Annotated in this window: 9 protein-coding genes; 6 read left to right on the plus strand and 3 right to left on the minus strand. The window is 47.1% G+C overall.

What is annotated here, in order from left to right; genetic code table 11:
- Positions 1-23: 23 nt before the first annotated feature.
- A protein-coding gene (locus AC6I8Y_RS18675) for an IS3 family transposase (RefSeq protein WP_498022619.1) occupies positions 24-1,183 on the plus strand; the annotation gives its coding sequence in 2 pieces (ribosomal slippage) (positions 24-288 and positions 288-1,183; 1,161 coding nt in all).
- A gap of 284 nt (positions 1,184-1,467) precedes the next feature.
- Here the strand turns inward: AC6I8Y_RS18675 and tdh are convergent.
- Positions 1,468-2,499 (minus strand): L-threonine 3-dehydrogenase, encoded by a 1,032-nt coding sequence (gene tdh / locus AC6I8Y_RS18680; protein WP_498022620.1) that lies wholly within the window; start codon positions 2,497-2,499, stop codon positions 1,468-1,470.
- A 61-nt stretch (positions 2,500-2,560) separates the two neighbouring features.
- The gene (locus AC6I8Y_RS18685; RefSeq protein WP_234496672.1) at positions 2,561-3,757 is read right to left on the minus strand and encodes a glycine C-acetyltransferase; all 1,197 of its coding nucleotides are present in this window, start codon (positions 3,755-3,757) and stop codon (positions 2,561-2,563) included.
- Positions 3,758-3,923: 166 nt separating this feature from the next.
- On the opposite strand from AC6I8Y_RS18685, the gene AC6I8Y_RS18690 reads away from it, so the two are divergent.
- From AC6I8Y_RS18690 to AC6I8Y_RS18710, 5 genes are all read left to right on the plus strand, one after another.
- Positions 3,924-4,847, plus strand: a complete 924-nt coding sequence (locus AC6I8Y_RS18690) for a LysR family transcriptional regulator (RefSeq protein ID WP_498022621.1) — start codon at positions 3,924-3,926, stop codon at positions 4,845-4,847.
- A gap of 15 nt (positions 4,848-4,862) precedes the next feature.
- The gene (gloA2, locus tag AC6I8Y_RS18695; protein ID WP_498022622.1) at positions 4,863-5,255 is read left to right on the plus strand and encodes an SMU1112c/YaeR family gloxylase I-like metalloprotein; all 393 of its coding nucleotides are present in this window, start codon (positions 4,863-4,865) and stop codon (positions 5,253-5,255) included.
- Between the two features lie 339 nt (positions 5,256-5,594).
- Positions 5,595-6,689 (plus strand): pyruvate dehydrogenase (acetyl-transferring) E1 component subunit alpha, encoded by a 1,095-nt coding sequence (gene pdhA, locus AC6I8Y_RS18700; protein ID WP_498022623.1) that lies wholly within the window; start codon positions 5,595-5,597, stop codon positions 6,687-6,689.
- Entirely contained in the window at positions 6,682-7,710 is a 1,029-nt protein-coding gene (locus tag AC6I8Y_RS18705) for an alpha-ketoacid dehydrogenase subunit beta (RefSeq protein WP_498022624.1), read from the plus strand. Before pdhA ends, AC6I8Y_RS18705 begins: the two co-directional genes overlap by 8 nt.
- The gene (locus AC6I8Y_RS18710) at positions 7,707-8,855 is read left to right on the plus strand and encodes a dihydrolipoamide acetyltransferase family protein (RefSeq protein WP_498022625.1); all 1,149 of its coding nucleotides are present in this window, start codon (positions 7,707-7,709) and stop codon (positions 8,853-8,855) included. Before AC6I8Y_RS18705 ends, AC6I8Y_RS18710 begins: the two co-directional genes overlap by 4 nt.
- 63 nt (positions 8,856-8,918) lie before the next feature.
- Here AC6I8Y_RS18710 and AC6I8Y_RS18715 read toward each other — a convergent pair whose 3' ends face one another.
- Positions 8,919-12,011: an alpha-amylase family glycosyl hydrolase gene (locus tag AC6I8Y_RS18715; RefSeq protein ID WP_498023058.1), complete on the minus strand. Its 3,093-nt coding sequence runs from the start codon at positions 12,009-12,011 to the stop codon at positions 8,919-8,921.
- Between the last annotated feature and the right edge of the window lie 116 nt (positions 12,012-12,127).

The following is a 12,127-nucleotide window of genomic DNA, read 5'->3' on the forward strand; positions in this document are numbered from 1 at the left end:
TTGTCAGATCAATGAGGTGAATAATGACTCAGAAAAGAGCTTACAAACGCTACCCTAAAGAATTTAAAGAAGAAGCAGTGGCTTTAGTGCGAGAGCAAGGTTATAGCGTGGCTCAGGCAGCAGAAGCCGTTGGCGTTACAACAACCGTTCTCTACAAGTGGAAGGAAAAGCTCGAAGCTCAGCTTGAAGGTACTGAGCTTTCAGATGATGAGCGTGATGAACTCAAGCGACTCCGTAAAGAAGTCAAAGAGTTACGCATGGAAAAAGATATTTTAAAAAAGGCTTCGGCCTTCTTCGCGAAAGAAATGAAGTAAAATTCAACTTCATCAAAACTGAGTCATTCCGGTTTCCAGTCATCAGGCTTTGCTTCGCAATGAGAGTAAGCCGCTCTGCCTATTATGCTTGGCTTAAACGGCCAGCCAAGGTAGTTACAGCTGAAACGCTGAGCCTTTACCGTCGAGCAAAGGAGCTATTTAAGCAAAGTCGACAGAGCCTTGGAAATCGGGAAATGACAAAGAAACTGCGTGAAGAAGGCTTTGCTGTTGGCCGCTACAGAGTTCGTGCGGTGATGAATAAGCTTGGTTTGAAAGTGACTCAACGAGTAGCTTACAAAGTTACAACCAAGCGAAAACACAGTGATGCGGTTGCCGATAACTTGCTGAACCAGAACTTTAATCCTGTTGCTCCAAATCAGGTTTGGGCTGGCGATGTGACTTATCTGAAAACAGGTGAAGGCTGGATGTATCTGGCGATTGTCATGGACTTGCACTCTCGGCGAATAGTCGGTTGGCATGTTGATAAGAGAATGACTACCGACTTGGTTAGTAAGGCTCTGATGAAAGCTTATAACTTACGACAACCCGGCAAAGGACTGGTGTTCCATAGTGACCGAGGCTCTCAATACACCAGTAAGCAATATCGTAAGTTGCTACAAGAATATGGCATGCGAGCCAGTATGGGTGATGTTGGGGCTTGCTGGGATAATGCTGTAGTTGAACGCTTCTTCGGAAGCTTAAAGCATGACTGGCTATTTAAGGTTCATCAGCCAACTCGAGAGCACATGAAGAAAGATGTCTCAGCCTACATGAGGTACTACAACCTCGAAAGGCTACACTCGGCGAATAATGATATGTCGCCGATTAATTATGAAAACTCTCTAAAAAAGGTGTCCGGCTGGAGTTGACCAGAACACAACAGGAACTGTGCGCTGTGAAAAACAACTGAACGCGAGCGGGGCTCATACCTGCTGTTTTATCTCCAAAGAAAGCGTTGTTGGGTATAACCCACTAAAATATAACACTAAATATCGCCTCTAGCCCCAATATGACTTGGAACTAACCAAGGAGGCGCTTTGGGGCAAAATTGGGGCAAAATCCAAGGCTAAACTGGGCTAAATTCTCCACTATCCTGTCTTAATCAATCGTATAGTGTCGCCAATGATATGACGACACTATACTCAATAACACTCTACTCCCAGTCTAGGATAACTTTGCCCGAAGCCCCGCTACGCATAACGTCAAAGCCTTCTTGGAAGTCATCAACCTTGTAGTGGTGAGTGATGATTGGTGTTAGATCTAGGCCAGATTGAATCAAACTTGCCATCTTGTACCAAGTTTCGAACATTTCACGACCATAGATACCTTTGATCACAAGACCTTTGAAGATAACTTGGTTCCAGTCGATGCCCATGTCTGATGGTGGAATACCTAGAAGTGCAATACGACCACCGTGGTTCATAGTTTCTAGCATTGAGCTGAATGCAGCTTGTACGCCAGACATTTCTAGACCGACATCGAAACCTTCCGTCATGCCTAGTTCAGCCATTACGTCTTTTAGGTTTTCTTTTGCTACGTTTACAGCACGCGTTACGCCCATCTTCTTAGCAAGGTCTAGACGGTATTCGTTTACGTCAGTGATCACCACATGACGAGCACCAACGTGTTTTGCAACCGCTGCTGCCATGATGCCGATTGGACCCGCACCTGTGATCAGTACGTCTTCGCCTACTAGGTCGAAAGAAAGCGCAGTGTGTACCGCGTTACCAAACGGGTCAAAGATTGACGCTAGGTCATCAGAAATACCTTCTGGGATCTTAAACGCGTTGAACGCAGGGATAACAAGGTACTCAGAGAATGCACCAGTACGGTTAACACCCACACCCACTGTGTTACGACATAGGTGAGTACGACCACCACGGCAGTTACGGCAGTGACCACAAGTAATGTGACCTTCGCCAGATACACGATCGCCAATTTCGAAGCCGCGAACTTCTTGACCGATACCAACTACTTCACCCACGTACTCGTGACCAACAACCATAGGCACAGGAATCGTGTTTTGTGACCACTCATCCCAGTTGTAGATGTGAACGTCTGTACCACAGATTGCGGTCTTTTTGATGCGGATAAGGATGTCGTTGTGACCAAGCTCTGGCTTGTCAACTTCAGTCATCCAGATGCCTTGTTCTGGCTTAAGCTTTGAAAGTGCTTTGATTTTCATAATATTTACCAAACTGTGCCCCGAGCTATAAGCTCAGGGCCAAAAATCAATGAGAGAGCGATTACTTGATAAGACCCATGTCTTTACCCACTTCGATGAATGCATCGATAGCGCGGTCTAGTTGCTCACGTGAGTGTGCTGCTGACATTTGAGTACGGATACGTGCTTGACCCTTAGGTACTACTGGGAAAGAGAAACCAATCACGTAGATACCTTTCTCTAGTGCACGCTCAGCGAACTCAGCCGCTACTTTCGCATCACCTAGCATGATTGGGATGATCGCGTGGTCTGCACCACCCATAGTGAAGCCTGCGCCTTCCATACGAGTGCGGAAGTGAGCTGCGTTTTCCCATAGACGGTCACGAAGATCGCCACTTTCTTGTAGCAGGTCTAGAACGCGGATAGACGCGTTAACAATTGCCGGCGCCACAGAGTTAGAGAATAGGTATGGACGAGAACGCTGACGCAACCAATCAATCACTTCTTTCTTACCAGAAGTATAGCCGCCTGACGCGCCACCCATTGCTTTACCTAGCGTACCAGTGATGATGTCGATACGGTCAACCACGTCGTGGAACTCGTGAGTGCCTGCGCCGTTTTTACCCATAAAACCAACAGCGTGAGAATCATCAACCATAACCAGTGCGCCGTACTTGTCAGCAAGGTCACAGATAGCTGGTAGGTTTGCTACAACGCCGTCCATTGAGAAAACACCGTCAGTCACGATAAGCTTGTGGCGAGCACCTGCTTCAGTCGCGGCGATAAGTTGCTGTTCTAGTTCAGCCATATCGTTGTTCGCGTAACGGTAACGCATCGCTTTACATAGACGAACGCCATCGATAATAGATGCGTGGTTTAGTGCATCAGAGATGATTGCATCTTCTTTGCCTAGGATAGTCTCGAACAAACCTGTGTTTGCATCGAAGCAAGACGTGTAAAGAATCGTGTCTTCTTTACCTAGGAATGTAGAAAGCTTCTGCTCAAGCTCTTTGTGAATGTCTTGAGTACCACAGATAAAGCGTACAGACGCCATACCGAAGCCATTTTTATCCATACCCGCTTTACCCGCTTCAATAAGCGCTGGGTGGTTAGCTAGACCAAGATAGTTGTTTGCACAGAAGTTAAGTACTTCTTCACCCGTTGAGATTTCAACAGCCGCTTGTTGTTGAGAAGTGATAACACGCTCAGATTTGTACAAACCTTCCGCTTTTACTTCTTCAATCTGATCTTGGATTTGCTTATAAAACGAAGCAGACATAGTGGATTCCTTTTTCTATCCTATTTCTCAATAGGTTATGTAGGGGATGAGATAGCCAAATTCTATTGATTTGGTGTATCTAACGAATGCAATCATTTTAGTTCATTGTGCTGCAAACGATTATCCCTTAACATGGAAAACCATTAGTGAATCTGAGGCACGAATCATGTTCAGCCAGAAGCTTATCGCGCTCCTACCCGACTTGGCGTCTTATATATTGGTCGTTAACGAAGGCAGTTTTACCGCTGCTGCAAAGAAGTTAGGCGTGACACCTTCAGCCCTATCTAAAACCATCACGCGGCTAGAAAGCGCCCTATCTGTGAAGTTGTTCGAACGAACGACTCGAAAGCTGGTCATCACTCAAGCAGGTCAAAAGGTTTACGATCAAAGTGTACTCATGGTTAACGCTGCTCAACAGGCAGTTGAAGTGTCACAGTCGGACCACGCCGAACCCAGCGGCTCAATAACAGTGGCTGCGCCAGAAGCTTTCCTTAATTCAGTACTACAGCCTTTTATTGCTCCGTTTCTGCAGCTGTACCCTGAGATTCAACTAAAAGTGCGCGCCATTGATGGTGATTACGATCTCTTAAACCTTGGGATAGACGTCGCCTTCAAGCTAACCGACACACCAGATGAAAACCTAGTCATGAAAGAGCTAGGACCAACAAATCTAGTATTGTGCGCGAGCCCAGATTATATCCGAGACAATGGGCTCCCTACTTCACCTAGTGATTTGGAGCATCACGATTGCTTGTATCTGGCGGAAGTCGACAGAGACAACATATGGGATTTTCTCAAAGACGATGATTTCCACACGGTGACCGTTGCCGGTAGGTATGCCATCAACCACTCACAAATGCGACTTAGCGGAGTAAAACAAGGCTTAGGTATCGGTATCTTCCACGACTTCGTGATAAAAGAATCACTTGATGACGGCAGTGTCATTCCCGTATTACCAGATTGGACGATCAAAAGTAATTACCACGGTGCTATTGCACTTCAATACGCGCAAACCAAATATATGCCGGCACGTTTGAGAGTGTTCATCGACTACGTGGCGCGCGAACTGCCATCAAAACTCATCAAATAAAAAAGGACTTGTGACATGCTAATAGGAACACATCATATCGCCGTTATCTGTTCTGATTACCAAATATCAAAGCGCTTCTATACACAAATACTCGGTTTGAAAGTACTAGCAGAAAACTATCGAGAGCATCGCGATTCCTACAAGTTGGATTTGGAGCTACCAGATGGCACACAAATAGAGCTGTTCTCTTTTCCCGAAGCGCCGCCTCGTCCCAGCTTTCCCGAGGCACAAGGATTGAGGCATCTCGCTTTTAGCGTAGATGATATTGATAGCGCAGTATCACAGCTTGTGGAGCAAGGCGTCTCAGTTGAACCGATTCGCGTCGACGAGTACACAGGTAAACGCTATACCTTCTTCCAAGATCCAGATGGTTTGCCACTAGAGCTTTGCGAAGAGGTGACAAGGTAACAAATTCAATAGAAAAAGCCCAAAATCTTGGGCTTAACTCTCCCGTTTTAATAATATTTTGAACAATATCTCGCCAGAATCATATTTCAACTCGAAACAATCCGAGCTTCAAAAAGCAGTCTAAATCACTAACAGGGCAATAATTGATAGTTTTTTCTCTCCCTCATAAGTCACTGTAAGGTTATATTTACTGCCAAACAAAGTATCAATTGAAGCAGAAATTAACAATTTGTTTACACTTATAGTATCCAAGTGTTTGAGACACTGCGTATAAACACGTATCTGATTTCAACCTTATCGACATCACTCTTACCCAGAGTATGTGAAAAGGAGTTCGAGATGAACGTACAAGCATTACCCATGCATCGTTTTATCGACTACCAAGGAAACTTAGTCAACTCACTACCCGACTGGGCTGACAAAGAGACCCTAATCAAGCTGTACCGCGACATGGTAGTCGCACGAACCTACGATGCTAAAGCTGTCGCACTACAACGGACAGGTAAACTCGGTACCTATCCTTCGCACCTCGGCGCTGAAGCAATAGGGATTGCCATCGGTCATGCCCTATCCCATCGAGACGTCTTTATCCCCTACTATCGTGATATGCCAGCCATGTGGGTGCGTGGCATCCCAATGGAAAAAAACCTTCAATACTGGGGTGGCGACGAACGCGGAAGCGATTTTGAGTTTACCAACAGCGACAATCCATGCACTGACTTGCCATTTTGCGTGCCCATTGCCACCCAATGCACTCATGCCGTCGGCGTAGCAGCCGCGCTAAAAATAAAGGGAAACCACGATGTAGCTCTTGTGACATGTGGCGATGGCGCAACATCCAAAGGTGATTTTTTAGAATCGATAAACTGCGCCGGCGCGTGGAACATTCCTCTTGTGTTTGTCGTTAACAACAACCAGTGGGCTATCTCTGTGCCTCGCGCACTTCAATGCGGTGCCGATTTTCTTGCAGATAAAGCACAGGGCGCGGGCATTCCAGGTCTCAAGGTCGACGGCAACGACGTCGTTGCCATGATGGATGCCATTACTAAGTCGATTGCCAACGCTCGCAAAGGCAAAGGAGCGACGCTCATCGAGGCTATAAGCTATCGACTCAGCGACCACACTACAGCCGACGATGCCACTCGATATCGCAGTGACGACGAACTGGATACTGCCTGGGAATATGAGCCGATTGCGCGTTTGAAAACCTTTCTAGAGGCTCAAGGATGGTGGGAAGAATCCAACGAGATAGAACTCGCTGCGGAAAGTAAAAAGCTCGTTGAGGAAGCTGTCGCACGCTATTTGAATACTCCACCACAAGCTCCAGAAACCGCGTTTGATTACCTTTACGAGCAACCGATAAAGGAACTCAGACCTCAACGAGATGAACTCATCAATAAATCGATGCGAATGCAAGGAGGACAACATGGCTGATCAACTGCATATTGAACCTCTCGCGAGCCCGATAGCATCGGTGGAGTCCACCCTCGTCGACGCCGTAAACCTAGCTCTGCATCATGAAATGGCAAGGGACAGACGTGTTGTCCTGTTAGGTGAAGATGTTGGTGATAATGGCGGTGTGTTTCGAGCAACAGTCGGACTAAAAGAGCGCTTCGGTCTTAAGCGAGTGATTGACACGCCCTTAGCAGAAGCGCTTATTGGAGGAGTCGCTGTTGGTATGGCAACTCAGGGGTTGCGACCAATCGCTGAATTTCAGTTTCAAGGATTTGTATTTCCCGCCATGGAACACATCATCTGCCACGCTGCACGGATGAGAAATCGAACTCGAGGACGCTTGTCCTGCCCAATAGTGTTTCGTGCTCCGTTTGGTGGTGGTATCCATGCCCCAGAACATCACTCTGAAAGTGTCGAGGCTTTGTTCGCACACATCCCAGGTTTAAGAGTGGTTATTCCCTCTTCGCCACAACGAGCTTACGGCCTATTGTTATCAGCTGTTCGTTGTAATGATCCCGTAATGTTCTTTGAACCAAAGCGCATCTATCGCACTGTTAAATCCAATGTAGTCGATAACGGCGAAGCTCTACCACTTGATACTTGCTATACGCTACGAAAAGGTCGAGATCTTACCCTAGTTACTTGGGGAGCATGCGTCGTCGAGTCGCTTCAAGCTGCTGATACTTTGTCTCAGTCAGGTATCGAAGTCGAAGTGATTGATCTTGCCAGCATCAAACCTATCGATATGGAGACGATATTGAAGTCGCTCGAGAAAACGGGCCGTTTGCTCGTTGTGCATGAAGCAAGCAGAAGTTGTGGTGTCGGTGCTGAGATTATAAGTCGCACATCAGAGCAAGCTATGTGCATGCTCAAAGCACCTCCGAAGCGTGTGGCTGGTCTTGATACCGTGATGCCGTACTACAAAAACGAGGATTACTTTTTGATTCAAGAAGAAGACATCGTTCAAGCGGCTAAAGAACTCGTGGAGGGCTGGAAATGAAGTCATTTTTATTGCCAGATTTAGGGGAAGGTCTTGCTGAGTCAGAAATTGTAGAGTGGCATGTTAACGTTGGAGATGATGTCGAGCTGGACCAAGTGATATTGACAGTAGAAACTGCGAAAGCCGTGGTTGAAGTCCCTGCCCCTTACAGCGGCAAAATCGTGAAGCGCTACGGTGCGGAAGGTGATGTCATTAGTATCGGCAGTCTACTGATCGAAATAGAAGAAGCTGTAACGGAGACCAACGGCTCACCATCTCAATCCACAGCAAGTGACGCAGCGACCGTGGTTGGTAATGTATCCAACCACACCCACCACATCGAAGTGGACGATTTCTGGGTGGGACCAGCCCATCACACCTCCGACGAAAAATCTATTACTGCCATGCCATCTGCTCGTCTTCTCGCGAAGAAACTGGGTATCGATCTACTTCAAGTTAAAGGTAGTGGGCAAGATGGCGTCATCATAGACAGCGATGTCTACGAGCAAATCGGTAAGCAAGCGCCGGGCACCGAAGTGCTCAAGGGTGCAAGAAGAACCATGGTCGGCACTATGTCGGAATCCCACCACTCTGTAGCCTCTGTGACCATTACCGAAGAAGCGTTGCTTAACAGCTGGGCGGACACAGAGGACATATCTGGACGACTGATTAAAGCCGTCGTTCATGCTTGCCAAGAAGAGCCTGCATTAAACGCTTGGTTTGATGCAGAGACAATGACTCGCTGTGTGCATTCGAAAGTGAATATTGGTATCGCAGTCGACAGCAGTCATGGACTTTACGTACCAGTGCTCAGAGATGCAGACGAATATGATCAGCAAGAGATCCGACAATGGCTCAATCAAACCGTTGAAGGTATTCGTGCACGGCGGATAGGTCGAGAGCAGTTGCAACACGCGACCATTACACTTTCAAATTTCGGTGCAATCGCGGGGATTTTTGCTACACCGGTTGTCACGCCGCCTCAAGTGGCTATTGTGGGTGCGGGTCGCATCATTCAAAAAGTCATATTACGCGACGGACAAGCGGTTGGTGTTAAAGCTCTACCTCTGTCAATTACCTTTGACCATAGAGCCTGCACTGGTGGCGAGGCCGCGAGGTTTGTCAAAGTACTCGTCGAGCACTTACAGCGGGCTTCCGCAAATTAGTTGGAACACCTTTAATACGAAAACGCCCCTATCGAGGGGCGTTTCTATTACTAATCACGTGAATTATTTCAGGTATTTACCGCTACTACCGATCTGTCCGCCGCCATTTAGTACCCAGACTCGTACAGAATGTGCAGGAACATTAAATGTAAAGCTGCCACCACTCACCTGTTTAGTTTCACCCGATACAGCATCGGTATAGGTACCGTTCTGTACGTTGCTAACGTTGATCTGCTGATTACCACCAGCCGCTAATCCAACGACTGCATAGCTACCTTCTGAGCTCAAATCACGAACGAAACTCATACCGGCACCCCATTCGTTTACTTCACTCATCGGAGCCTTTTGTAGCGCTGGCACGGCAGAGCGAATCATATTAAGACGTTTAATATGCTGATAGAGCGGATGTGACTGGGTTGCACCAGCGTTTTCTAAGTGCTCGCCATAGTAAGCACGACCGGTCTGATCAATGGTGTCATTTGCACTCGCAATGTCTTGTGGAAGACCCGCTTGGAACATGATTTCTTCACCATAGTACAACGTAGGTATACCGCGCGCGGTCCACAGTAAGTTGTATACCATTGCAGCGTTCGATTCCTCACCACCGAATCGATATTTGAAATCATTGTCAGGACCCACATCATGATTCTGGAAGAAGGTGACGAGTTTAGTTGCATCGCCATATACCCAATCCATCGAGAATATGCCCCCTACACCACCAAAGTGACCTCGTGTGACATTGTCACGGAACGTGGAAAATAATGAGAAATCAAGTACCGAGAAACCAGAGTCGCCACCACCATTTGGGTTCGATGGATCTTGAGTTGTTCGGGTATACCACCAAGGACGGATGACAGCCGACGCATTATCGTTGGCAATCTCGGAGCCCCAACCGGTGCCCTTCACCAAGTTCTCACCAAACACAAACAAATCCGGTTTGTGGGCTTTCCAGTTATTCACATACTCTAAAAGCTCATCGCGTTCGACATGTTTAACCGTATCCAAACGGATGGCATCAACACCCATATCGAGATACTGACGTATCGCACCATTTATGTAGTCTTTAACGTTTTGGTTGCCAGTGGCTAAATCTATTGTATCGCCCGCCATATGCTTGCGTTGAAGCGCTTCCGGATTTTCCCAGTCACCACCTGACATAAACCCATCCAGATGATACCAATCTGGGTCTAGCCCTTGAGCATCAATGCCGAAGAAGCGATTGGGGTCGTAACCAGCAAGCGGCAGCGTAACGCCCGTTTTCGGGTCGACGATGGGCTGTATCCCCTCGGGGTCCGAATTACATGCCTCGCGATACCACGGTGGTGCCACTGGGTTATCATCATCACATCGATTGACCGTTGAGTAGTCACCCAAGTTTCCTTGATAAGGACCATTATCAATCAGACCTTGAGTTGAACCTTGCGGAACGTAGTACTTGATTGGCATATGATCTATCCAAACATGACCACGCAAACCGTATTGGCTTGAATGGTTAATTACCACATCTTGAATGACCTTAAGTCCTTTAGCATGGGCCGCATTAATGAAGTCTTGATAACTCCCGCCTTCCGATTCTAGCCTAGGATCAACCGTGTAGAAGTCATAAGCATGATAACCGTGATAGTCGAGACCAGAGCGGTTCTCAACGGGTGGCGTCACCCAAATCGCAGTGAAACCAAGGTCTTTAATGTAATCCAATTGCTGAATCAAACCTTTGAAGTCACCACGCCATTGCGGATCACCTTCTTTGTAACGGTCTCGATTGTAGTAATTGTTACTGCTATCACCATCGTAGAATCGTGCCGTCATCAAGAAGTAAATCGTTTCGCTTCTAAAATCTCCCCCACCAATACTTGTATCACCGATACGATATTGAAAAGACTGAAGCTTCCGATTACGCGACGCATCAACAGCCAACGTGCGGATCTCCAAGTCAACGCCAGAAGTAATATCATTGGCTGTAAACACTTGGTTGTTATATTGGCTGCTTTGCTCAGTTGGTTCTGAGCCATCTGTCGTGAAATATAGCTTAGGGGCGCTATCTTGATTGTCATTGACGCTGAGCGTTATTGACTGACTATCGGCATAGCTGCCCGCACTTGGAGATGCAACCACAGAAGGCGGGGTTGTATCCGCGCCACCCTGCTGAGTGACAACTAAACTCTTGTCGACCGCATTAAAGCAAATCTCATAGTCTCCCGCGTTTGCAATACGGTAATCTTCTGCTGGATAGCTTTCGGTCCAATCGCCGTAGTGATCAACTTTGAACCTAGGATCCGCTCCGCCAAAGCTTTGCTCTGTGCAATACAAATCCGCACCAGAGGATGTCATTTTAAGTGCTGCCCAATTGTTTGGGGTTCCACGGAAGTACCATGAGTCGGTACTCGTTGCTCCGACTGATATCATCAAGCTCGCTTGTGCCGAAAGTCCCTGATTATCTTCCACCGTAACGGATACTTCTTGTTGTCCCGCTTGATTAAAAGTCACATCGATCAATTCTGTCGTTTCCCCTGTATTCCACAGGAAAGACGCAATTGAGCCATCAGGATCATAAGAGTTAGCCGCGGAGAAGGTTACCGTCGTACCAACGTCGACTGACGAGCTAGCGGAAGAGTCAATCTGAGCCACAGGAGCTTGATTTCCGTCCCCTGTTTGGATCAAGGTATAAGCAAGTGTTTGATCATCGACCTCAACATCATAGATACCAATAACGCTGGTAATAATGTCATCACCTGAGAAGTCTAGAACTCCGTCGTTATCATTATCACCATAGTTTTGAGTCCAGTCTCCGAGTACATCGAATTTGAACCTTTGGTTGGACTGCCCGTCAAAGTTAACAGAAACACGCCACAAGCTTTCTGATACTCGTGTCATTGGCGTTGAAGCCCAGTTGTTCACCGTACCTCTAAAATAGAGCTGGCTAAAACGCGAATCTGATGCTGATTCACAACTGGAAACCGCTTCGGCCGACACTTGCTTACTGTTGGCATCAAACTGTATAACTAATGTTTGGTCGTTGCCAACCGTAAAGTCACTCGAAGGATAACTCTCTGTCCAATTGCCATCTCGGTCGACCTTAAACCTTGGTCCTCCTGTTTGATCCCCACTGTTAAACACTTGGCAAATCTCATATATATTGCCCCCTTTTGAAGACATTTGTGCTGCCGCCCAATCATTGGACGTACCACGATAGAACCATTCTGCGGACACTGGCGACGTTACCGACGCCACGCCGAGCATGGTCAAAATAAGCTTGCTCATGCTCGTAATCC

This window comes from Vibrio sp. KUL78 (genome assembly GCF_059725505.1).

Excerpts from the sequence above, each read along its gene's own strand:
- AC6I8Y_RS18710 (WP_498022625.1), top strand. The coding sequence starts at position 7,707 with ATGAAGTCATTTTTATTGCCAGATTTAGGGGAAGGTCTTGCTGAGTCA.
- pdhA (WP_498022623.1), top strand. The coding sequence starts at position 5,595 with ATGAACGTACAAGCATTACCCATGCATCGTTTTATCGACTACCAAGGA.
- AC6I8Y_RS18715 (WP_498023058.1), bottom strand. The coding sequence starts at position 12,011 with ATGTCTTCAAAAGGGGGCAATATATATGAGATTTGCCAAGTGTTTAAC.
- AC6I8Y_RS18705 (WP_498022624.1), top strand. The coding sequence starts at position 6,682 with ATGGCTGATCAACTGCATATTGAACCTCTCGCGAGCCCGATAGCATCG.
- gloA2 (WP_498022622.1), top strand. The coding sequence starts at position 4,863 with ATGCTAATAGGAACACATCATATCGCCGTTATCTGTTCTGATTACCAA.
- tdh (WP_498022620.1), bottom strand. The coding sequence starts at position 2,499 with ATGAAAATCAAAGCACTTTCAAAGCTTAAGCCAGAACAAGGCATCTGG.
- AC6I8Y_RS18685 (WP_234496672.1), bottom strand. The coding sequence starts at position 3,757 with ATGTCTGCTTCGTTTTATAAGCAAATCCAAGATCAGATTGAAGAAGTA.
- AC6I8Y_RS18690 (WP_498022621.1), top strand. The coding sequence starts at position 3,924 with ATGTTCAGCCAGAAGCTTATCGCGCTCCTACCCGACTTGGCGTCTTAT.